Origin of the sequence: Paenibacillus tabacirhizosphaerae (assembly GCF_040812395.1) — a bacterium.
Lineage (GTDB): Bacteria > Bacillota > Bacilli > Paenibacillales > NBRC-103111 > Paenibacillus_E.
On record NZ_JBFNXH010000003.1, the window covers coordinates 489,083 to 512,070 of the forward strand.

General features: G+C 46.1%; 24 protein-coding genes. 5 read left to right on the forward strand and 19 right to left on the reverse strand.

Annotation, left to right across the window (positions count from 1 at the left end; genetic code table 11):
* Positions 1-2: 2 nt before the first annotated feature.
* A complete protein-coding gene (locus ABRS97_RS08165) occupies positions 3-467 on the forward strand; it encodes a DUF441 domain-containing protein (RefSeq protein WP_367812746.1) in 465 nt (154 codons plus the stop codon).
* A 7-nt stretch (positions 468-474) separates the two neighbouring features.
* On the opposite strand, the gene ABRS97_RS08170 is transcribed toward ABRS97_RS08165, so the two are convergent.
* The 5 genes from ABRS97_RS08170 to ABRS97_RS08190 all read right to left on the reverse strand — a co-directional run bounded on the left by ABRS97_RS08170 (position 475) and on the right by ABRS97_RS08190 (position 4,522).
* Positions 475-1,731 carry an aspartate kinase gene (locus tag ABRS97_RS08170; protein WP_367812748.1) on the reverse strand — a complete coding sequence of 419 codons (1,257 nt, stop codon included), beginning with the start codon at positions 1,729-1,731 and terminating at the stop codon, positions 475-477.
* Positions 1,732-1,865: 134 nt separating this feature from the next.
* Positions 1,866-2,429 (reverse strand): elongation factor P, encoded by a 564-nt coding sequence (efp, locus tag ABRS97_RS08175; RefSeq protein WP_367812750.1) that lies wholly within the window; start codon positions 2,427-2,429, stop codon positions 1,866-1,868.
* A gap of 15 nt (positions 2,430-2,444) precedes the next feature.
* Positions 2,445-3,518: a M24 family metallopeptidase gene (locus tag ABRS97_RS08180; RefSeq protein WP_367812752.1), complete on the reverse strand. Its 1,074-nt coding sequence runs from the start codon at positions 3,516-3,518 to the stop codon at positions 2,445-2,447.
* An 18-nt stretch (positions 3,519-3,536) separates the two neighbouring features.
* A complete protein-coding gene (gene aroQ / locus ABRS97_RS08185) occupies positions 3,537-3,968 on the reverse strand; it encodes a type II 3-dehydroquinate dehydratase (protein ID WP_367812754.1) in 432 nt (143 codons plus the stop codon).
* A 65-nt stretch (positions 3,969-4,033) separates the two neighbouring features.
* Positions 4,034-4,522 (reverse strand): YqhR family membrane protein, encoded by a 489-nt coding sequence (locus tag ABRS97_RS08190; RefSeq protein ID WP_367812756.1) that lies wholly within the window; start codon positions 4,520-4,522, stop codon positions 4,034-4,036.
* A 187-nt stretch (positions 4,523-4,709) separates the two neighbouring features.
* Here ABRS97_RS08190 and ABRS97_RS08195 point away from each other — a divergent pair, with 187 nt between their 5' ends.
* Together ABRS97_RS08195 and ABRS97_RS08200 are read left to right on the forward strand one after the other, a co-directional pair.
* Positions 4,710-5,654 carry a DUF1385 domain-containing protein gene (locus ABRS97_RS08195; RefSeq protein WP_367812757.1) on the forward strand — a complete coding sequence of 315 codons (945 nt, stop codon included), beginning with the start codon at positions 4,710-4,712 and terminating at the stop codon, positions 5,652-5,654.
* The gene (locus ABRS97_RS08200) at positions 5,651-5,908 is read left to right on the forward strand and encodes a hypothetical protein (RefSeq protein ID WP_367812758.1); all 258 of its coding nucleotides are present in this window, start codon (positions 5,651-5,653) and stop codon (positions 5,906-5,908) included. The genes ABRS97_RS08195 and ABRS97_RS08200 overlap by 4 nt, the downstream gene beginning before the upstream one ends.
* A gap of 1 nt (position 5,909) precedes the next feature.
* Here ABRS97_RS08200 and ABRS97_RS08205 read toward each other — a convergent pair whose 3' ends face one another.
* The gene (locus tag ABRS97_RS08205; protein WP_367812760.1) at positions 5,910-6,872 is read right to left on the reverse strand and encodes a patatin-like phospholipase family protein; all 963 of its coding nucleotides are present in this window, start codon (positions 6,870-6,872) and stop codon (positions 5,910-5,912) included.
* Positions 6,873-7,032: 160 nt separating this feature from the next.
* Positions 7,033-7,458, reverse strand: a complete 426-nt coding sequence (gene mntR, locus ABRS97_RS08210) for a transcriptional regulator MntR (protein ID WP_367812761.1) — start codon at positions 7,456-7,458, stop codon at positions 7,033-7,035.
* 161 nt (positions 7,459-7,619) lie between these two features.
* On the opposite strand from mntR, the gene splB reads away from it, so the two are divergent.
* Positions 7,620-8,681, forward strand: coding sequence for a spore photoproduct lyase (splB, locus tag ABRS97_RS08215; protein ID WP_367812763.1), 1,062 nt, complete (start codon positions 7,620-7,622; stop codon positions 8,679-8,681).
* Positions 8,682-8,690: 9 nt separating this feature from the next.
* Here splB and ABRS97_RS08220 read toward each other — a convergent pair whose 3' ends face one another.
* The 10 genes from ABRS97_RS08220 to ABRS97_RS08265 all read right to left on the reverse strand — a co-directional run bounded on the left by ABRS97_RS08220 (position 8,691) and on the right by ABRS97_RS08265 (position 19,658).
* Positions 8,691-9,404, reverse strand: coding sequence for a cytochrome c biogenesis CcdA family protein (locus ABRS97_RS08220; RefSeq protein ID WP_367812765.1), 714 nt, complete (start codon positions 9,402-9,404; stop codon positions 8,691-8,693).
* A 1-nt stretch (position 9,405) separates the two neighbouring features.
* The gene (locus ABRS97_RS08225; protein ID WP_367812767.1) at positions 9,406-10,206 is read right to left on the reverse strand and encodes a metal ABC transporter permease; all 801 of its coding nucleotides are present in this window, start codon (positions 10,204-10,206) and stop codon (positions 9,406-9,408) included.
* 12 nt (positions 10,207-10,218) lie between these two features.
* Positions 10,219-10,998, reverse strand: coding sequence for a metal ABC transporter ATP-binding protein (locus tag ABRS97_RS08230; protein ID WP_367812769.1), 780 nt, complete (start codon positions 10,996-10,998; stop codon positions 10,219-10,221).
* Positions 10,999-11,040: 42 nt separating this feature from the next.
* Entirely contained in the window at positions 11,041-11,958 is a 918-nt protein-coding gene (locus ABRS97_RS08235) for a metal ABC transporter substrate-binding protein (RefSeq protein ID WP_367812771.1), read from the reverse strand.
* A 174-nt stretch (positions 11,959-12,132) separates the two neighbouring features.
* On the reverse strand, positions 12,133-12,546 hold the full coding sequence (locus ABRS97_RS08240) for a hypothetical protein (protein WP_367812773.1): 414 nt from the start codon (positions 12,544-12,546) through the stop codon (positions 12,133-12,135).
* Between the two features lie 107 nt (positions 12,547-12,653).
* Complete coding sequence (gene metG / locus ABRS97_RS08245; protein ID WP_367812888.1) at positions 12,654-14,651, reverse strand: methionine--tRNA ligase; 1,998 nt, start codon at positions 14,649-14,651, stop codon at positions 12,654-12,656.
* Between the two features lie 368 nt (positions 14,652-15,019).
* Positions 15,020-15,271, reverse strand: coding sequence for a membrane protein insertion efficiency factor YidD (gene yidD / locus ABRS97_RS08250; RefSeq protein WP_367812775.1), 252 nt, complete (start codon positions 15,269-15,271; stop codon positions 15,020-15,022).
* Positions 15,272-15,393: 122 nt separating this feature from the next.
* A complete protein-coding gene (locus tag ABRS97_RS08255) occupies positions 15,394-15,972 on the reverse strand; it encodes a transposase (RefSeq protein ID WP_367812777.1) in 579 nt (192 codons plus the stop codon).
* A 703-nt stretch (positions 15,973-16,675) separates the two neighbouring features.
* Positions 16,676-17,488, reverse strand: coding sequence for a pyruvate, water dikinase regulatory protein (locus ABRS97_RS08260; protein ID WP_367812779.1), 813 nt, complete (start codon positions 17,486-17,488; stop codon positions 16,676-16,678).
* A gap of 142 nt (positions 17,489-17,630) precedes the next feature.
* Positions 17,631-19,658, reverse strand: a complete 2,028-nt coding sequence (locus tag ABRS97_RS08265; protein ID WP_367812781.1) for a beta-galactosidase — start codon at positions 19,656-19,658, stop codon at positions 17,631-17,633.
* 128 nt (positions 19,659-19,786) lie between these two features.
* On the opposite strand from ABRS97_RS08265, the gene ABRS97_RS08270 reads away from it, so the two are divergent.
* Positions 19,787-20,608: an AraC family transcriptional regulator gene (locus tag ABRS97_RS08270; RefSeq protein WP_367812783.1), complete on the forward strand. Its 822-nt coding sequence runs from the start codon at positions 19,787-19,789 to the stop codon at positions 20,606-20,608.
* Here ABRS97_RS08270 and thrC read toward each other — a convergent pair.
* The gene (gene thrC / locus ABRS97_RS08275; protein ID WP_367812785.1) at positions 20,605-21,897 is read right to left on the reverse strand and encodes a threonine synthase; all 1,293 of its coding nucleotides are present in this window, start codon (positions 21,895-21,897) and stop codon (positions 20,605-20,607) included. The genes ABRS97_RS08270 and thrC overlap by 4 nt on opposite strands.
* Positions 21,898-22,049: 152 nt before the next feature.
* On the reverse strand, positions 22,050-22,820 hold the full coding sequence (locus tag ABRS97_RS08280; protein WP_367812787.1) for a DeoR/GlpR family DNA-binding transcription regulator: 771 nt from the start codon (positions 22,818-22,820) through the stop codon (positions 22,050-22,052).
* Positions 22,821-22,988: the final 168 nt, after the last annotated feature.

The window sequence follows — 22,988 nt, forward strand, 5'->3', positions numbered from 1 at the left end:
GTATGAACGGCGATCTATTATTAGTCATTCTCATTATTATCGGGTTAGTCGGTCGCTCGCCTATTATAACGACAGCAGCCTGTGTTTTACTCGTGTTTAAACTGATTGGGCTCGATCGTTATTTGCCAACAGTTGAACGAAGAGGATTAGAGCTCGGTCTGCTCTTTTTAACGATGGGCGTGTTGGTGCCATTCGCAAGCGAGCGTATTTCGTATCGGGATATCGCCTCCGTTTTTACGACTTGGCCGGGCATTATTGCGTTAATCGGCGGTGCAATTGCTACTTATATGAACGGTAAAGGGTTGGAATTATTAAAAATAGACCCACAATTAATTGTGGGCCTCGTGATTGGTTCTATATTTGGCATTGTATTTATGCGCGGCATTCCGGTAGGTCCACTCATGGCTGCCGGAATCACTGCTTTTTTATTAAAACTAGCCTACTTTATCGCTGACAAAATACGTTAAGCTCTATTTATCTGCGATCTTCAGGACCGCCGACAAACGCTTGCTCGGATGTGTCCAAGCCATATGCCGTATGAAGAGCGCGGATCACGTCAGTCAGATGTGTGCTGTCAATGACGCAAGACATCTTGATCTCAGACGTACTAACAAGAGAGATGCTTATGCCAAGATCCGAAATCACCTTGAACATCGTAGCCGCAACACCTGGCGTACTCACCATGCCTGCGCCAACGATGGATACCTTGACCAGGTTGACTTCAGAAGTTACTTCACGATAACCGATGTCCTCGCGAATTTGCGCGATTACATCCAACGCTTTCTCCTTATCAGCCAGCGTCGTGGTGAAGGAGAAATCAGCGGATCCGTTAATAACGCCGCTTTGAACGATGATGTCTACATCGATTTGCACTTCAGCAAGCGCGATGAACACTTTCGCCAATTGTCCCGGTTTCTCTGGCACACCCAGAATACTGATTCTTGCTACATTTTTATCGTAGGCAATGCCTCGAACGACGATTCCTTGCTCCATGACTGCTTCCTCCTTCACGTTGGTTCCTTCATTGTGCGTAAAGCTCGAACGTACCACTAAAGTTACGTTATAATTTTTTGCGTATTCGACGGCTCTTGGGTGAAGAACAGCTGCACCCAAATTGGCAAGCTCCAGCATTTCATCGTAAGAAATCGCGTCCAGTTTTCTAGCGACTTTCACGATTCGTGGATCTGTCGAGTAAATGCCGTCTACATCGGTATAGATTTCGCAAAGATCGGCTTTGATTGCTGCAGCAAGCGCAACAGCTGTCGTATCGGAACCGCCGCGGCCAAGTGTTGTAATCTCTCCGGCCTCGGTCATCCCTTGGAACCCGGCCACAATAACGACGTTGCCCTGTTCAATTGCGCTGAGAACACGATGAGGCTGAATATCCGTAATTCTTGCTTTTCCATGAACGGCTTCTGTATAAATGCCGCTTTGCCAGCCCGTGTAAGAAACCGCGCTTTCGCCTAAACTATGTATCGCCATCGATAAGAGCGCTACTGATACTTGCTCCCCTGTCGTGAGCAGCATATCCATTTCACGAGCCGGAGGGGCTCCATCATAAATTTGCTTGGACAGGTCGATCAAATCATCCGTTGTATCTCCCATCGCCGAAACGACTACTACGCAGCTGTGCCCTGCTTGCTTTCGTTCCACGATCCTTTTTGCAACACGTTTCATTCGCTCCGCATCACCGACAGAGCTGCCGCCAAATTTCATCACTATAAGAGACAAAGCAGACTCACTCCTAACGCTTCAAGTAGCATAACAATTCAATATTATAGCATATAACCGGCGAACTGTGGGAAGAAATACGCACTGCATAAAAAAACTCCCTGACTCGTTATCGTCAGAGAGGCTTGTCTTATTTAAGACTGGGCACGGGAGATGTATTTACCGTCTTCTGTATCAACCGTAAGAACGTCGCCTTCATTGATGAATAGTGGAACCTGAACCATAAGTCCTGTTTCAACTTTAGCACCTTTAAGAGCGCCTTGTGCTGTGTTGCCTTTGATTCCCGGCTCGGTTTCAATAACTTTCAAATCAACGCTTTTCGGCAGGTTGATCCCTAGAATTTCACCTTGGTAGCTCAAAATCTTGATGTTCATATTTTCTTTCAAGAAGTTCAGTTCCCATTTCAACTGCTCATAACCAAGGGAGAATTGATCATACGTTTCTGTATCCATAAACGTATACTCGTCACCGCTCGCATACAAATACTGCATTTCGCGATTTTCGATGTGTGCGCGCCCAACGTTCTCACCAGCACGGAAAGTACGCTCAACCGTATTCCCATTACGCAGGTTTTTGAGTTTGGAACGTACGAATGCCGCACCTTTTCCAGGTTTAACGTGTTGGAAATCCAAAACAGTAAAAATATCATGCTCTACTTCAATGGTAAGTCCTGTTTTAAAATCGTTAACTGATATCACTTGTGAGTCCCTCCGCTAATCAATAATAAGAAAATCTTTGGTAGAATGGGTAAGTATTTTAATTCCAGCGTCGGTTATTACTGCATCGTCCTCAATTCTAACTCCGCCAAATCCAGGGAGATAGATACCAGGCTCAACAGTAACCACCATGCCGGGTGTTAAAATCATGTCTTCTGTCTTCGATAAACGAGGCGATTCATGAACTTCCATACCTAAGCCATGACCCGTACCGTGACCGAAATAATCGCCATAGCCATGCTTGACAATGACGTCACGCGCATATTCGTCGCCTTCACGACCTGTAATGCCCGGTTTCAAGTTAGCTAAGCAATTCAACTGGGCTTCAAGCACGATATCATAAATTTCCTTATGCTTGTCCGTTGGCTTACCTAGCATAACGGTTCTAGTGATATCAGAGCAATATCCTTTATAATACGCTCCAAAATCTAATTTGACAAATTCGTTTCCTTGGAGTACACAATCAATCGCTTTGCCATGCGGCAATGCCGAGCGTTCGCCCGAAGCGACGATCGTTTCGAATGAGGTTGATGTGCCGCCATTTTTGCGGATAAACATCTCAATCTCAAGCGCAATATCTTTCTCTACGGCTCCCGGCTTAAGGAAGGATAAAATGTGAGAGAAGGTTTGATCCGCCAAATCGGCAGCTTCTTGTAAAATTTGCAGTTCCGCCTCGTCTTTGATGATACGAATTTGCTCGACGATACGGCTCGTAGGCAGCAATTCGATTCCTGGCAGCCCCTCTTGATAACTAAGAAAGTCGCCGTACGAAACGTCGGCCTGCTCGAATCCGAGCTTCGCAATGCCTTGATGCTGCAGCAATTCCTTGACTGTATCGATTGCTTTGGCTTTATGTTCAACAATTTCAAAATGTTTGGCTTGTTGAGGAGCCTGAGTCATATAGCGGAAGTCGGTAATGAGAATTGCCCGATCCAACGTAATGAGGACATAACCAGAGGAACCCGTGAAGCCTGACACATATGTACGGTTGTAGGCATTTGTGATAAGCAGTGCCGGGAAATCTTGCTGCTGCATCAATTTACGAACACGTTCTATACGTTTCTCCTGCATTTCAATCACCAATCTTTCTTACATGTGGGGGATTAACGCTCTTAAGCCAAGCTCATAACCAAGCGCTCCAAAACCGCAAATTTGCCCGATAACCACTGGCGCGGTTACGGAATGATGACGAAATTCTTCACGCTTATGAATATTTGATAAATGAACCTCAACTGTAGGCAGCTGCACGGTAGCAAGCGCATCCCGTATCGCATAACTGTAATGCGTGAACGCTCCCGGGTTGATAACAATGCCATCCTTCGTGCCAAACGCCTCATGAATTTTATCGATGATGGCGCCCTCATGATTGGACTGGAACGTCTCTAGTTCAATCGACATCGTCCCGGCAATTTCGTTAAGCCCCTGGACAATCGCAGCGAGAGAAACTGTACCATAGATCCCTGGCTCCCGTACGCCTAGCATATTTAAATTCGGACCATTGATAACCAGTACCTTTTTCAACAGTAAAACCCTCCAGGCAAGTAGGTTGAAACCTAGTGTTTAACTTAGACATTTTACCATAACTTTCAACTCTTGTGTATAGGCTCTCTTGTTCTTTCGTCCGTGTACTCGACGTTAATCGAGTAGCCGATGAACATTCCCCATATCAGGAATAAACAAAAATCGCTTATACTCGAATTGATATCCAAATCGGTAATCCAATAGGTCATTCCTGCCAAAGGCCCAACGAATAAATAAACGAAACACCACCATACGGCTCCATAACCAATTCCCCACCACGGGCCCCTTAGTTTCCAAAAGGCTATTGTATAGAGGTAGGCCGCCACAATAGAAAATAAAATGAAAAATCCCCATCCGACGAGCGTACCTTGCCAGGAAAGCAGAAAATCATGTTTGAAAAAAGGTTCGACAAGAAATCCAACCACTACTTTCGTAAACTTCAAATAGTGCTCAACAATTTTCAGCGCACCCCATATCAAACCGGCGAAGAATCCAATGTAGAGGGCAAATAACCATCGATTGGTTTTAATCCTGTCTCCATTCTTCCCACCCATGAGCGTGTCCATCCTTTCTCTGCACGAGTTGTTCGCAGCTTCCTTCTCAGGAATAGTATGTTCTACCGCAATCGGTAGCATTCAAACCACGAATCCGTTACAATGAGAAGATAGGTACAAAAGAAAATACATGAAGTTGGTTTTCCGAACCGGGAAGCACCGACGAAATCCAGAGAAGGTGGTTGTAATGGCAGAACAAAACAGCATATACGGAGGACAAGCCGTCATCGAGGGCGTCATGTTCGCAGGTAAAAACGTGCACGTTACCGCGGTGCGCAAAAAAGACGGTTCCTTAGAGTATTTAGAGGTACCAAAAAAAGTAATCCCGTGGGTTCAGTCACTTAAGAAAATCCCTTTTATCCGCGGTATCGTTGGCATCATCGAATCCAGCGCAAAAGGAGCTCAGCATCTTAACTTCTCCGCTGAATCATTCGCCGAGCAAGAAGGCGAGTCGCAGGAAAGCAGTAAAAAAGATGAAAAACCCGGCATTTTCTCCAACATTTCGATGATACTCGGTGTGGCTGTTGTTGGTGTGATCTCTTTCCTATTCGGGAAATTTGTTTTCACTCTGGTCCCTGCTGTCATTGAGCAGTTTCTTTTTGGGAATGCATTTAGCAATCAAATTCTTCATAATCTTATAGAAGGCATTATTAAAATCATATTGCTGGTCGGGTACATTTATTTCATATCGTTAACCCCGATGATTCGCAGATTGTTCCAATATCACGGAGCCGAGCATAAGGTGATTAGTGCCTACGAAGCAGGCGTTGAGCTTACAGTCAGTAATGTCCAGAAATTCAACACGCTGCACTATCGCTGCGGCAGCAGCTTTATCGTATTCACCGTCATCGTCGGTGTTGTCATCTATTCATTCCTGCACTATGACGGCTACGTCGAGCGTATCGTCCAGCGCCTGCTGCTCCTGCCGGTCGTTATCGGAGTTTCTTATGAAGTTCTGCGGTTCACCAACTCGCTGCGGGAAGTGCCGGTACTGCGCTTCATGGGCTATCCAGGTTTGTGGCTTCAGCTCCTCACGACTAAAGAACCGGAAGATAGTCAAGTTGAAGTTTCCATCGCCTCTTTCAACCGTATGCGGGAAGCCGAACAACGAATAATGGAGGGACGGCTATGAAAAGAAGATTTTCCCCGTTCGAGATTGCGCTAGCTGTGTTGATAGTGATTGGTTTGCTCAGGAATATGCAAACTTATTTCATCCCCATACTCGTGCTAGGGATTATCTTCCTGCTTTATAAATTTCCGCCATCCCGCTGGAAATGGAACACTCCCGGACGCGGGACTGCGAAAGGGAAAAGAATGAACGGGAAATTCCGCGTGATCAACGGGAACAAAGATTCAGAGTCAGATGATTTCCCGAAATATCATTAATTCATTTGTCAATGCGCAGCACGTATTTCTCGTAGTCCTGCTCATATGTTTCCATCGACCATTTGGTAAAATAGTTGTCAGCGGCCGTATAGCCCGATTGATAAAGCTCCATACTGGTTTCTTTGGACAAATTAAACTGTGTATTCTGAACGCCCAGTGTTGGAATTTTAACTGTTCGAAAGCGGTACTGCTGCTCGATATAACGTTCATCATGCGCATTGAGCATCGTGCTGAATAAAGCCTCAAGCATCGAGATGGGTCCTTTGATTGTATGCATAGGATGCTCGCTCTTACCAACGAGCTGGAAGCCAATAACAGGGATTCGCTCCTCGTCTGGGGCACTATCAAATACCCACAAAGGATAGTTGCTTAGCAGTCCGCCATCTACGATATAAAAAAATTGTTGTTTAAAAGGCTCTGCGTTTGCAGAGCTTTTTATTTTTCGCCGAATCATAACGGGATCAAAGAAATATGGGATACTCGTGCTCATCCGCACCGCCTTGGCAATAGAGAATTTCAGGGGATCTATCCCATATTGGGAAATATCGTCAGGCAGCACCAGCAATTTGCCTTGAGTGATGTCAGAAGCAATGATACGCAGCTGATTCGGCTTTAAGTCGCCAAATGTGCGGATACCCTTCATAAGCAATTGCTGATTAACCCATTGTTCCAGCGTTTCACCGGAATACAAACCTTTTTTAATAAAAAGCCGCGCCGCCGGGCCTATAATTTTGGCATTGAATATGGTCGGTCTCTGCAAGAAAGCTTTGAATGGCGTTCTCAGGATTAGTTCTTTCATCTCCTCACCAGAATAGCCTGCAGCAAGAAAAGCTGCCACAATGGATCCTGAGCTTGTACCCGCTACCTCATGGAACTCATATCCTTGTTTCATTGCAGCGCTTACGCCCCCAGCCAACGCAATGCCTTTAACGCCTCCACCTTCAAATACGCCATTGATTTTCACCCATACTCCCCCTCAAGAAGCCTCGCAGCCAGAGCCAGACTTTAGGCTCCACTTTTCTATATGCGGGAGGTGTTTGTTTATATGCCTCTAGGAATATCGTCCTTACAGGACAAATAAAAAACAGAGTGCCCTTGCTGGGACTCTGTCTGTCTATTCTCTATCAACTTTCCGATTCCAACTCTTTCCGAACTTGGAGAAGTCCTTCCATTCGATTCGGATCGCGCCGGAAATACTCCAATAGCGTTTCAATGCAGGTAATGGAATCCCAGCTCAGATGATGCTCAATACCTTCTACATCCTTATATATATTATCCTCTTGGACACCGATGGTTGTTAAGAATTCCTCCAGCAATTGGTGGCGGTCCACTAAACGCTTACCCATCTTTTTCCCTTTGGAGGTCAGCATAAGCCCGCGATATTTTTCGTAAATCAGATAATTGTCTTTATCTAATTTTTGAATCATTTTCGTAACCGATGAGGGATGCACCTCTAGTCCTTCAGCAATGTCGGAGACACGAGCGTAGCCTTTCTCGTCAATGAGTTTATATATTCTCTCCAGGTAGTCTTCCATGCTTGGTGTAGCCATTGCTTTGTTTCCCCCTGCTTCTTTATTTCCTGTCCATTGCATTACTTATCATAATCCATCAACGTAGATGCGGTCAAATCTCCCATGATTCAATACTTACCGCCTTGGCACACTAAAGATTAACCTAACAGCTTTCATCACGATGCCGGAAGGAGCCCGTTATGTCAACAGATTTGCTTAGACCTCCCGCGCCCAGCACCGATCTTTTCGTCCCTGAGCTTGTATATTTTGAGCCGAATGCAATGAATTATCCCAAAGGTCGGCAAATTTATGAATGGGCTCAGCAGCAAAGACTGGAGATTCACATGACAACCTCCCATAATCAAATCCGCGACCTGCCGGGAGAATCAGAACTGGAAAAGTATCGCATCGCAAAACGAACCCTCGTCGTTGGCATCCGTAAAACGTTGAAATTCGACACCTCTAAACCGTCTGCCGAATATGCCATTCCCATTGCGACAGGCTGTATGGGGCATTGCCATTACTGTTACCTGCAGACAACACTTGGAGCGAAGCCTTACATTCGCATATATGTCAACATCGATGATATCCTTAGCGCCGCCCAAAAGTACATCGAAGAACGCGAACCTGAAGTCACACGATTTGAAGCGGCCTGTACGTCAGACCCTGTCGGCCTAGAGCATATTTCGGGCTCATTGAAGCAGCTCATTGAATTCATGGGGCAGCAGGAGCACGGACGTCTGCGATTTGTGACCAAATATCATCATGTGGAACCTTTGCTTGACGCCAAGCACAATAAACACACCCGCTTTCGCTTTAGTGTGAATGCGGATTATGTGATCAAAAACTTTGAACCCGGCACATCCAAATTCCATGAACGGATTGAAGCGGCAGGCAAAGTAGCCAAGGCTGGATATCCGCTTGGATTCATCATTGCGCCGATTGTTTGGCACGACGGCTGGGAAGACGGCTACAAGCTGTTATTAGAGCGGCTGCGCAACGAACTGCCGATCGAGGCGACTAGAGATCTAACATTTGAAATGATTCAACATCGGTTCACGAAAACAGCCAAAACTGTGATTCAGAAACGATATCCGAAGACAAAGCTGGAGATGGATGAAGAGAAACGGAAATACAAGTGGGGGCGTTGGGGACAAGGGAAGTATGTGTATCCCGATGAGCAGGCAAATGCGCTTAGGGAATTTATCACCGAACAAATCTTTGACAAATTCCCTGAGGCCAAGATCGAATATTTCACTTAAAAGATGAACTTAAAACTTTAACCAATCGGGGGTTATGCTGTTGAGCCATAGCGTGATTTGCGTCATTTTGCCCGTATAAAGCAGAATCGCGATCAGCACCATGAGTCCCCCTCCTATTTTCATAATGGTATTGGAATAACGCAGAATCCAGCGGGTAGATCCGATGAAAAACGATAAAACAAAAAATGGAATTGCAAACCCTAAGGAATAAGCCGTCGTCAATTGGAACCAAGTGCCTGGCTCTGTTGTCGCTAAAGCTAATATTGCCGACAAGATGGGTCCAATGCATGGTGACCAGCCAGCGGCAAAGCCCATGCCAATCAGAACCGACCCCAGATAACCTGCAGGTCTGAATTTAATGTTCAGCTTGCGCTCTTTCATAAGCCATTGCGGTTGGAAAATGCCGAGCAGAAACAGTCCCATGATGAAAATTAAAATGGCGGCGATTTGCCGCAATAAATCACGGTAATCAATGAAGAAATTGCCAAGAAAACCTGCGGTTAGACCTAACGCATAAAAAATGATAGAAAATCCAACGATAAAACATAAAGTATGGAGCATAGTCCGCCGACGAACGGCTGATGACGATTGCCCGGACTTCAATTCACTAACCGATATGCCCGTTATGTACGAAAGATAGGAAGGATATAATGGCAAGCAGCAGGGCGAAATGAATGATGCAATCCCCGCCCAAAGGGCGATCCATAAATTCACTGAATCCATATTAAATTCTCAATCCTCTTTTCAGAATAATTCCGATTAGCAGCGCGATTAATGTGAGAACGACAGTTCCTCCCGGAGCGAGATCCCAGACGCCAGCCATAATCAATCCGATGACTACAGCAATTTCAGAGAACAGCACAGCCAGAAACACGGAATGCTTGAAGCTTCGCGCAATGAGAAGGCTGCAGGCAACAGGAATCGTCAATAAGGAAGAAACCAAGAGAGCTCCCACAATTTTGATCGCAACTGAGATCACTAATGCCGTCAGCATCGTAATCATCATATTATAAAATTTCAATGGAAGTCCACTTACACTTGCTGCATCCTCATCAAAGAACATCAAGAAAAACTCTTTAAAATGAAAAGCAATAACCCCAACCACAAGCAAACATACTCCAAAAACAACCCATAGATCTGTAGAATCAAGCGTATAAATGCTGCCGAACAAGTAGCTCATGACATTCATATTAAACCCTTTGCCAAGCGTAAAAAGAAGTGTCGCAAGCGCCACACCGCCTGACATAATAATGGCGATCGAGAGCTCAGCATATGTTTTGTAGGCTTTCCGCAGCCGTTCAATCGCAAACGAAGCTAACAGCGCGAAAACAAGCCCCACGCCTAGAGGATAGATATTAATAAGAAATCCCAGCGCGACGCCTGCGATGGAAACATGCGCAAGCGTGTCCCCGATCATCGATAACCGTCGAAGGACAAGAAAAACGCCCATTAACGGCGCCGTGAGACCAATTAAAATGCCTCCAATTAAAGCTCTCTGAAAAAAATATTCCGTAAAAATGTCCAAGATGCCCGCTCCTTACTGTACTCCGATCATCTCGCGAATTTGGCCGATGGAGTGAGTTAAGTTCGTCTCTCGGCAATCTTCGGGATCATGAGTATGCTTCACATAAAATTTGATGCCGCCGCTTACTTGCTGCGGCTGCGTGCCTAGATAAGACTGCATCATGTCCATATCATGCGATACCATGATGAACGTCATATGATGATGCTGGTGCATGTGCCGAATCATCCGAAAGAAACCGGCCTGCGTCTCCGCATCGATGCCGACCGTCGGCTCGTCTAAAATGAGCAGCTCCGGGTTATTGACAATCGCGCGCGCGAGGAAAGCGCGCTGCTGTTGACCGCCGGACAGCTGGCCGATCCGCCGGTCAGCCAAGTCCTCGATGCGCATGGCAAGCATCGCATCCTCGGCTTTCTGGACGTCGGCTTTGGAAAGCCGGCGATAGACCCGTTTTTTGCTGTACATGCCTGACAGCACAATCTCCCGAACCGTTGCCGGAAACAACGGGTTAAAGGCATTTTTCTGCGGGACATATCCAATCCGCTCCCAATCCTTGAACTTGCTGATCGGACGATCGAAAAGACGGATCTCGCCTTCCGTCGGCTTTAACAAACCGACGAGCATTTTGAGTAGTGTGGTTTTACCTGCGCCGTTGGAACCGATGACACCGACGAAATCCCTTTCTAGCGCGTCAAAGCGCAGCTTCTCAATCACTTTTTTATGCTCATAAGAAAATGAGACATTATCTATAGAAACAATGCTGTTATGGCACTTTTGCTGGCTGCTATTATCCATCAGCGAAACTCCTTACCTATTAAATTCCCCTTGCATTCTTCATTATTGTAAAGCTTTCACGAGATTTTTCAAATTATTATCCATAACCGAAATATAATCATCGCCAGCCTGAAGCTGCTGCTCCGTCAATCCTTCTAGCGGATTCAAAACCATAGTTGAAACCTTTGCATCCTTTGCTAACGTTTTCGCCAGCTTATCAGAAACCAGTTCTTCAAAGAATATATATTGAATGCCATGGTCTTTAATGTATTGATTCATCTTTTTCAAATCCTGAGCTGTAGGTTCTGCATCAGGGGACAATCCCATGATGGACAATTGCGTCAAGCCATAATCCCGGCAAAGGTAGGCAAAGGCTTGGTGGGAAACCGCAATTTCCTTCTTGGATGTTCGAGCAAGCTCATCCTTGTAACGCTTATCCAATTCAGCCAGCTTAGCGGCATAAATATTGTAGTTTTGCTCGAAGACAGCTTTGTGCGCCGGATCTGCTTGAATAAGCGCATCTTTAATATTATTAGCCATTTTCACCGCATTTAACGGGCTTAACCAGGCATGCGGATCAAATTGATCTTTATTTTCAGAGGTTTTGATTAAATCTGCCCCTTTGCTGGCTTCCACAACACCAAGTTTGGAATCAGCAGGAATACTTCCCAAGAAGTCTTGAACCCAACCTTCAAAGCCTGCTCCCTGATACACGAATACTTGAGCATTGGTCATATTTTTCAAATCTCTGCCTTTAGGCGACCAGTCATGAGGTTCTACACCCGCTGGAACGAGATTGATGACATGAACATAATCGCCGCCAATATTCCGCGTAAAATCGTAAAGTGGGTAGAAACTTGTTATGACATTTACTTTTCCTTCAACGAGCTCCGCTTTCGAACTTGAGCCATTGCCACATCCAGACAATATAAGCCCGAAAAGAGCCAAAATCCCTATATAAATACCGATCATTTTACGCATGATAAACCCCCGCACTATCTAAATCGTAATTTTTTTTATTAACGATCTTGATTATACGAATAGGCAACTTCGATGTCAATACAGAACATAGCTTAATCGCATAAATAAAAGCCAATCTGTGAACTTCTTCACCGAGTGGCTATTTAGTGAGCATTGTTCTTCTCTATACATGAACTAATCAGAACCGCCATCGGAATTACTGCTGTCTCCTTCTTTTTTATTTTTAGCCTGATCCGAGCCTGACCCCGTTGATTTTTCCTGGTTAGCCGATGAACTAGAGGTACCTTTCTCCTCAGTTTTAGTAGCCTTATCACTCTCTTGCTTCAACTTTTTATACCTTTCCTCTGATTGCTGGAGGACCTTTTTGTCCTGCTCTGATTGATATTGAATGATTTCCTGGTACATGTCATACTGCTTCTTCAATTCTTGATTGATAATACTGCCCTTTCCATCACCGCTTTGCGCTTTCGATGGATCCGAATTATTTTGCTGCTTAGTAGCTTTGCCGCCGCCAAAAAGCGTGCATGCTGAGAAAATCATGGAAATGCCTACAACAACAATAGCTTTCACAAGAAAATGTACATTCATGTGTCTCACTCCGTTAGTTCTTTTCCTATAGGATGCCCATTCAGAAAAAAATCACCCCATGAACAAAACCCCAGTTCTGGCAGAGCCGGAACTGGGGTTGAAGTTAATTATTTGACAATAGCGCCGTTCGGCATGCTGTCCGGTACTGTCGCCAATGTAAGTTGATCACCATGCGAAGCGGCTAAGATCATCCCTTGCGACAGCTCGCCGCGCAGCTTAGCGGGCTTCAAGTTCGTGACGCAAATCACTTTGCGTCCAGCCAGGTCCTCGGGCGAGTAAAACTTCGCGATGCCCGAAACAACCTGGCGCTGCTCGTACCCAAGGTCGAGCTGCAGCTTCAAGAGCTTATCCGCGCCTTTCACAGGCTCGGCTGACAGCACTTGCGCCACGCGAAGCTCCACCTTGGCAAAGTCATCGATGCCGATGGCTTCCTTCGGCTCCGGCGCGGGCACCGCTGCGGCAGCAACCGCAGGTGCTGCCGTTTCCGCTTCGGCGGCATTCGCAGTGACGCCGCCCCCCATAGCCTGGGCGATGTAGGCGACTTCTGCCTCCACGTCCAGACGCGGGAACATGGGCTCTCCCTTCTGCACCTTGGTGCCTGTAGGGAGAGCACCGAAGGTTTGCACGCTTTCCCATGAGGTCAAGCGTGGCAAATCTTCAGCAGCTAAGCCTAGCTGCTGCCAAATCAGTTGCGGCGTCTTCGTCAGGAAAGGACGCAGCAGAACGGAAGAGATGCGCTGGGACTCCGCCAGCACATACATGACAGAGCCAAGGGTTCCGCGCTTGGCCTCATCTTTCACCATCGACCACGGCTGCGTCTCGTCGATATATTTGTTCGTGCGGCTGATGAGCTGCCACACAGCCGCGAGCGCAATGGAGAATTCCATCTTCTCCATCGCTTCTTCGTACTTCGCGACCGCGGAACGAACAGCCTCCAGAAGGCTTTCGTCAAACTCGGTAGCACCAGGAACATACGCGGGAATCAGGCCTGCAAAATACTTATCAATCATCACGATCGTACGGTTCAGTAGATTCCCGAGATCATTCGCAAGGTCATGATTGACCCGCTCAACAAAGCTTTCCGGCGTGAACGTGCCGTCCGCGCCAAAAGGCACTTCGCGCATGAGATAGTAACGCAACGCATCAAGACCGAAACGGTCAATCAATGTAACCGGATCAACCACATTGCCTTTCGACTTGGACATCTTGCCGTCCTTCATGAGCAGCCATCCGTGAGCAAATACTTTCTTAGGCAGCGGAAGATCCAACGCCATTAGCATAATCGGCCAATAAATCGTATGGAAGCGAACAATTTCCTTACTCATTAAATGAACATCAGCCGGCCAATACTGGCGAAACTTACTTTCGTCCTCTGAACCATAGCCTAGCGCAGTGATGTAGTTCGAAAGAGCATCAATCCACACATAAATCACATGTTTGGGATCCCCCGGAACTTTGATTCCCCAGTCAAAAGTCGTACGAGATACAGCTAAATCCTCAAGTCCCGGCTTAATGAAATTGTTCAGCATCTCATTTTTACGAGATTCAGGCTGAATGAAATCCGGGTTGTCATCATAGTATTGGACTAGTCGATCCACGTACTTATTCATGCGGAAGAAATACGTCTCTTCCTTCATCTTCTCAACTGGTCGCCCGCAATCCGGGCACTTGCCGTCCACCAGCTTGCTTTCAGGGAAAAAAGTTTCACAAGGCACGCAATACCAGCCTTCATACTCCCCCAGATAAATGTCGCCCTGGTCCACTAAGCGTTGAAAAATTTTCCCCACGGCGTTTTTATGGCGATCTTCCGTCGTGCGGATAAAATCATCATAGGAAATATCGAGCTTCGCCCATAGCTCTTTAATGCCAGAAACAATGCCATCTACAAAAAGCTGCGGTGTAGTCCCTTTTTCCTGTGCCTTGCGTTCAATCTTTTGTCCATGTTCATCCGTCCCTGTTAAATACCTAACATCAAAGCCGCGCAGCCTTTTGTAACGGGCCATCACATCTCCTGCTACAGTGGAGTAGGCATGACCGATATGCAGCTTATCACTTGGGTAATAAATCGGCGTAGTGATATAAAATGATTTCGTTTCTGTTGACATCATTCGTTCCTCCCAGCACATTTTAGAAAACACAAAAAGCCCTCATCCATCTTGGGACGAGAGCTGAACTCACGCGGTACCACCCAGGTTTCCCCGTCTTTCACAAGCTCGGGGCTCAGTAAGTCTTTGACGACTTGCCCATTAACGCTGGGACACGAAGCCAGCTTACTCCCAGTGTCGATTATTGGGATAACCGGCAAAACTAGGCAGCTCGAAGGCTTATTCTCCAGGACCATCTTCCAAACCTGCTCCTACACCGGCTTTCACCTGACCCGGCTCTCTGTTGATAGGCATCCGCTTGTACTTATCCGTTCATCGAATGAATATGAAATGCTTAAGGAAAATATATCGAAAAAAGGAGCTGCATGTCAAGCAGGATGATCCGTATAAGGCGATTTGCTTACGGGCGGCACATGATCGACGCCTCCGGGATGAAAAGGGTGGCATTTACATATCCGCTTCACGGATAGCCAAGAGCCTTTCAATGCCCCGTGTACTTCTATCGCTTCAAGCGCATATTGCGAGCATGTAGGATAGAACCTGCAAGTAGGCGGCTTTAACGGCGAAATGAATTTTCGATAAAAATAAATAGGCACTTGTAAGGTTTTTTTAGAATTCAATGCCCACTCCCCCTGCCAGCAAACTACTTTGCTTCTAAAACAAGATCACCCATCTATCATGCCCCAAAATCAGAGGAGCGTCAACAAACCTCAACAAGGTAGTCGTTGCATGCAAATTTTTTTCAAGCAAAGAACGAGCGCATCACTCCGATAGCTGATAGCAGCGCACTGCGAAACCACATATAAGAAAAATTTGTGGATTGTTCAGAAACTCTTTCCACGATCACTTGTAATTCTGAGGAAAAGTCCAATTGATCTTCTGACTCATCTAGATTCACCAATGTATTTTTGGAAACTGACTTCTTCATTTTCTCAAAAAGTTGGATTCTGTTTTCCTGTTTGAGATAGGCAAAGTTTATTTTTTGAAGCAGTAACCTAGCACTGCGATAATTAATGCCCAATATGGCCGACAAACTGCTAGGCGTACAGCTTGATTCATCTTGAATAATCACCTGTAAGGCACGAAACCAAACTAGCAATGGAAGCTTTGATTTATGCATAATGGTTCCAGCCGTAAATGAAACCTGCATTTTGCATGATGAGCATTCAAGTAGTCTTCGGCTTTCAATTGAATAAGCAACCGAATGATCACACCGAGGGCAGCAAAACCCGCTTGGCCAACGCATGTTCATCAAGTAAGTTTCACAGTCTTCTTCTGTATGAAAGATTCGTGAACCGATATCAACTGACCGCTTCTCCATGATCACACCTCGAATACCAAACATTTGTTCTATTTTAGTATAGCATATAATTTTGAATTTAATATTTATTTTTTCTTTTTAGGATATAAATGTAAATTTAGCGCGTTCTCGAGGTGTATGAGGATATCATAAGAAACTACTCGGGCTTGCTTGTTGCGTAAACTCATTTCCTGTTATATCTACAAAATAATGAAAATTCACTTTGAAAGGAACATTTACCTAACCAATTCGTTCCCAATCCTACTTTTCTTAGATCAGAAAAAATGGTCAGATCGGTTGGGTTAGTCATGGTAGACCTGTTAGACTCGATAGGCCTGATGGGCCTTGTAGATCTTGTAGATCTGGTAGTCCAGTAATGTCAGCCAAACTGGTCAAAACAACCCAATCATCAATCCGCTGTAACTGCAAATCTTAAACTCCTTAATTCACCTTCCTATCAGCTTCTTTTAGATATAACTCCTGCACTCATACTACTTTATCAATTAATTTGCTTTTTTGTCCTCCTTTTCGATTGCCTCTCGATTTAATAAAGACGCTATGACTCATACTTAATTATTGGATTCATGAAGACTGTGTTGGACTAGCTCAAATAGGTTACATCTTCATTTTGTATATATAACAGGAAGTCTTGTTTCAGAAAACCGAACCAGCTGCAGATTTTGGATTTTTGAAATTTAGATGTCGGATTCTATATAATTTCACTTCAGTAATTTTTGCCATGAATGGTTTCGACAATGATGCCGGCTGTTTCTTCGATCGCTTTGTTAGTAACATTGATAACCGCACATTCAAGCTGTTGCATAAGGGCGTGAGCGTAATCGAGTTCTTCATGGATACGATGAAGTGTGGCGTACTTGGAACCTTCAGGAAGGCCTACTGCTTTAAGTCTCTCTAATCGAATTTGAAGGATATGATCGGCATCCATGGTGAGACCGATAATACGTTTTTTCGGGATTTTGAATAATTCTGAAGGCGGCTTTAATTCTGGAACGATGGGCAGATTAGCGGCTTTTAATCCTTTGTGGGCTAAGAAGATGCTTAGTGGTGTTTTCGAGGTTCGGGATACCCCGATGAGCACAACCTCCGCTTGGACCATGCCGCGGGTACTTTTGCCATCGTCATATTTCACGGCAAATTCGATGGCTTCCACTCTTCTGAAATAGTCCGCGTTCATCTCATACAGCAGACCGGGCTGGCGTTTCGGAGCATCACCGTATGTATCCATGAACGCCTGAAGCATAGGTCCCATTATATCAACGGCCCGAACACCTAGCCGAAGCGCTTCCGATTTCATCAAATCCCGCAGTTCCGGTTGAACGAGTGTATAAGCGACAAAACCTCCCGCCGCCGCCACTTCTTGAAGCATCTGCCTAATTTCGTTTTCTTGGCTGACATGGCCGTAACGTTTGATTTTCACTTGTTCTGTGTTAAATTGACGAATCGTGGCTCTCGCCACAGCATCAGCTGTTTCTCCTATTGAATCCGAACATATATATAAGTGCTGTTGTTCGTTCAAATTGTTTCCTCCCTCTATGCGCTATCTTCTAGTAATCTTTCTCTCTATGACCTAACTATAGTAAAATTTTTCCTATAAAGCAAAAAAACCTCTATCTCTTAATATGCAGATAGAGGCTTCTGGCAAGGGAAACAAACACGCTTTATTCTGTTGCTAAAATGAGAACGCCTTTTTCAGCGAGTGTTGCAGTATGGACGAATGTTTGTCCGGTCAACATATCTTTCATCGGTTGAGTACCTATTTTCACATCAACAGATTCGGCATTGTGATTCAAGATGAATAAGAAGGAGTTGCCGTCTTTGCTACGGATCGAAACCTCAACGCCTGGAACTGGAGGGATAGGGGCCGTGATCCCTTTGTCTTTGCATAAGTTGGCCAGCAATCCCTGAAGGAAAGATGGCTCTGGACTAGTTGCTAAATACCAGGCTTTCCCTGCGCCAAATGAATTAACGGTTAGAGCAGGCATGCCACGATAGAAATCTTTGCCGTAAACAGCTTTAATCTCTGCACCCTCGGCATGAATCAAATCGCAAAGCAAATCGCAGGAATACGCTCCCTTTAGTACTCCCCACGAATCGTTCACCACAATCTGATTGGTTTGACCCGGGAAAAGCGCATCGATTTCTTCCGCCCATATCCCTAATACCTTTCTTAGTTCACCGGGGTAACCGCCCAATGTAACAATATCGGATTCATTCACAATGCCACTGAAAAACGTCGTTAAAACCGTTCCTCCAGCTTGGACAAAATCCTCCACTCGCTTTGCGTAACCGGTTTTCACCATATAAAGAACGGGGGCAATAACGATGTCGTATCCCGATAAATCCGTGTCAGTTCCGATGAGATCGACTTGGATATTTTGCTGGAACAATACGTCGTAGTATTTGTGGACTTCGTCCACATATTTCAGCGCTACGGTTGGTCCGCTGGACAGCTCGACAGCCCAACGATTTTCCCAATCATAGACAATGGCTACTCGCGCGTGGACTCTCGCATCAAGCAAGCTGTCCGATAGGCCATGCAGCTCGGCACCTAATTCCGCGCATTCACGGAAAACGCGGGTATGTTCATGGCCGACATGCTCGATAACGGCTCCGTGATATTTCTCACAGGCACCGACCGATCTTCGAAGTTGGAAGAACATGACTGTATCGGCTCCGCGAGCAACCGCTTGATAGCTCCAAAGTTTCATGACACCTGGACGTTTGAGCGCATTGTAAGGCTGCCAGTTCTGTTGGCTTGGCGTTTGCTCCATGAGCATAAACGGTTGGCCTTGTTTCAATCCACGCATAAGATCATGGGTCATCGCCGTCAAGCTGAACGGCGTATCTAACGACGGATAGTTATCCCATGAAACTACATCCATATGTTCGGCCCATTTGAAATAATCCAATTCTTTATATGTTCCCATTAAATTCGTTGTAATAGGCAAGTGCTGGGTATGCTTTTTGATCGCATCGTACTCCAGTTTGTAACATTCCAGCAAGCTAGCCGACATGAAGCGGCGATAGTCCAGCGAAATGCCTTGGAAGCTCGTCTTTTCATTCCCCCATTCCTCGGAGAGCGCATTTGGCGGTACAATTTCGTCCCATTCATAGAAAGTATGTCCCCAAAACCGCGTGTTCCACGCTTTGTTCAGGTTTTCAAGGCTTGTATAGCGTGTTTGCAGCCATCCGCGAAAAGCATTAGCGCAGTTATCGCAGTAACAATAACCCCCGTACTCATTAGAAATATGCCATATCAAAACAGCAGGATGATTTTTGTAACGCTCGGCAAGCTTTTCGGCGATTCGCTCTGAATATTTGCGATAGGTAGGGCTATTTGGACATGAATTATGCCTTCCCCCGAATTTGCGTTTACGCCCTTCAAAATCTACTCTTAGCACATCCGGGTATTTTTTAGCCATCCATGCCGGGTGTGCGCCTGTACTTGTCGCTAAGCAAACGTATGTCCCACTTTTGTGCAACCGATCAATGATGTCATCCAACCATTCGAAATGATAGCTATCTTCATTCGGTTGTGAAAGCGCCCACGAAAAAACGTTTAGAGTCGCCACATCAATGCCTGAAAGCTTAAACATCCGCAAATCTTCTTCCATTACGGACTTTTCCCACTGCTCCGGATTATAATCTCCGCCATACCAGATCTTTGGCAATTTCTCACTAAGCAAAATGAACACTCCCTGTCTATTGACATGAATTGAATATAAGAATACAACCATTGTATTGGATATTCATCCTGCTTAAAATATAATATTCTTACATGCTAATATAAGAAAATGGAACTGAGGTTTAGACTATGCATAAAAGATTTGAATTAACGCCATCCGCTGGGCAACCGTTTCCATTATTTATTGAGAGTATCGGCCATCACGAAGATCAGGAAAAATTCGTCCGGGATCATGGTTACCCTTGCTATCATTGGCTTCAGACTTTTTCAGGCGAAGGCGAGTTCTGGTTAGACGGCAAAAGCTTTAACATGCAAAGGGGATCAGGTGCCCTTCTGCTTCCAGGAAAACCTCATGCTTATTGGACGGTCAGTGAAAGATGGTGTACACAATACATCACATTCGGCGGCAAATTGGCAGAATCTATCCTAAGTACGCTTGGCTTGAATGAATCCGCGATCTTCCGTTGGGAGGAACACTCCTCGCTACAATACGCGTTAGAGCGAATGCTTCTACACGCAGAAGCTGGAGCCGAGTACACCGGCTATGACGCCTCTGCGGATTTGTATCACTTTCTGACCATGCTCAAAAAGCACGGTCAAGTCAACAACCGTGCTTCAATCACAAGTCAAATAACGCTGCTTCAGCCGTTGCTCGATTGGCTGGAACAGCACTACAGCAATCCTGATATCGGTCTTGCGGAGATGTCCAGCATTCTTAAGGTAACCCCCCGGCATATGAATACGTTAATTCAGCATGCTTTCGGGCTTTCGCCTTATTCGTATTTGATTCTGATGCGGCTCCGCAAATCCAAGGAAATGCTGCTGAATCAGCAGCACATGACCGTGAAGGATGTGGCGGAGCAGGTGGGTTTTCGCGATGCGAGCCATTTCGTGGCGAGCTTTCGCAAGCATGTGGGACTGACGCCGGAACGCTTCCGTCAGATGAACTAGCTCCGTGCGCAGGCAGCAGCACGGAGATGAATGCCAACGTCTTCGAGAGTTAGCGAAGACGAAAGCAGTGCATTCCGATGCGCAGCTGAGGGCCACTTGGCGTCCAAGTGGTACTCCTGCAGCGCATCGGTGTCTTTGAGCAGATGGCCCGTCAGTATGCAGACGGCCGTCTCGTCCTTGTCCGCGATGCCTTCGCGGACAAGCTTGCGCAGGCCGGCGAGCGCAGCCGCCGACGCGGGCTCACAGCCGATGCCGCTGCGGTCGATGACCGCCTTGGCATCGAGGATCTCGGCGTCACTGACACTTGTCGTGACGCCTCTTGTCGCCTCCAGCACCCGCCGGGCTTTGCGCCAGCTTGGCGGGTTGCCGATGTTTAGCGCAGAGGCGCGGGTGTATGGCCAGCTTTGCGGCACAAGCTGCTCCTTGCCCTCTGCCATCATCTCATGGAAGGGACTCGCGCCTTCCGCTTGAACAACCGCGACGCGCGGAAGCCGCTCGATGAAACCTAGCTCTTTGAGATCGCGGAGCCCCTTACCGAGTGCCGTCGCATTGCTAAGCGCACCGCCTGGCAGCACAATCCAATCGGGAAGCTGCCATTTCATCGATTGAGCGATTTCATACACAATGCTCTTCTGGCCTTCAATCCGCAGCGGATTCACGGAGTTACAGACATAGAGGCCTAATTCTTCCGCATGCTTTTCCAAAAAGCGAATCCCGTCGTCATACGTCCCCTCAAAGCTAAGGGCAATTGCTCCATAGGCCAGCGTTTGCAATACTTTATTGTAGGAAATATCCTTATTGGGCACAAAAACGCAAGATATATCCCCTCCGAATGCCGCATACATGGCTAAGGAAGATGAAGTGTTGCCGGTCGAAGTACAAGTAAAATGCTTGTATCCGAGTGAACGGCCGTGCGATACGGCTACGGTCATTCCGTTATCTTTGAAGGATCCACTCGGATTCTCGCTTTGCGCTTTAAACCAAAGGCGCCTCATGCCTGCGTACTGCTGCTGGTAATCGGAACCTGCGTATAACCCGGTATTCCCCTCATATTTGGTCGTTATCATCCTCTCAGGCAGCTCAGGCGCAATGAGTTCCTTATAACGCCAAACACCGGAAGCATATGGGCTCATGCGCAACGCCAATCGATCATCAAACAACCGTTTCAATCGGTCCGCATCCGCATCCCGAAAATCATGGACCACTTCCAATAAGCCCCCGCATGAACATTGATAAGCAAATTTGTTTGCCGGTAATTGAGTCCCGCACTCCGCACAATGAAGCTTCATCTGAATTCCTCCTCGGTAAGTGAACAAGATCTTCCTGAAATACATACAAAAGGGAACTTTGCAGATACCACAGGCAATGTAATTTTCAATCTTTGAATGGGTTAAGATTATGAGTTACGATTATGGGTTATGGTTAAGGCTTATGAAAAAAATCATGCCTTCACCAGAACAATCCCCTTCTTCTCCAGCTTGGTTCGAAGCGGTTCCGAGAGCCCATTCGTCACGACGGTATGAATCAAGTCCAATCCGCCTACATTGTAAACGTCACGGCGTCCCCAATCCTGTTCGTCGAGCAAAACAATGGTACGGTCCGATTGTTTAATCGCCTTCTGCTTAACGGCTAAGCTCTCTTGTAAGCCTGTTGTCAGCTTGCCATCCCCTGTAATGCCTGCCGGTTTCAGAAAGCATTTATCAAAATTCATTTGTTCCAGCATGTGCAAGGTAAACGGGCCATAACAAGCCTCATCCTGCCTATGAACACTTCCGCCTAACTGGATAAGGTTGACTCTGCGCACCAGCTCAGGGAGACCGTAAATACTATTCGTAACGACGGTGACATCCGTCATCTCGCCAAGCTCGTAGAACATTAAATGCGTGTAGCTTGATGATTCAATAAACACTGTTTCACCTGGCTGGATCAACGACACAGCCGCACGCGCAATCGGGCGCTTCTTTTCTGAATCACCTCGCTCCTGATACGGCACGAAGCTCGAAACTCGGGACACGGGAACCGCTCCGCCATGGGCTTTTTGCAGCAGACCGCGGCTTTCCAGTGCGCGCAAATCTTTACGGATAGAGTCTTCTGTCACTTGGAATTGAAGGGCTAAGCGCTTCACTTCGACCCTGCCTTCTTTCTCCAACAAAGCTACGATCAAGTTCCTGCGTTCTTCATTAAAAAGTGAATTCAATCCTTGTTTATCCATCCCATCACTCACCTCACTTTTATCATTTAATATTAATATCAATTATTTTTTATTATATTTTATCGTTTATTATTATTCAAGTTTGTCATTTAAAGTTTTTCTCTCAGCTCCAAGACATTCCATCCCATGAAGCGCATGAAAAATGAGTAAAAACAAACAAGCCCGGCT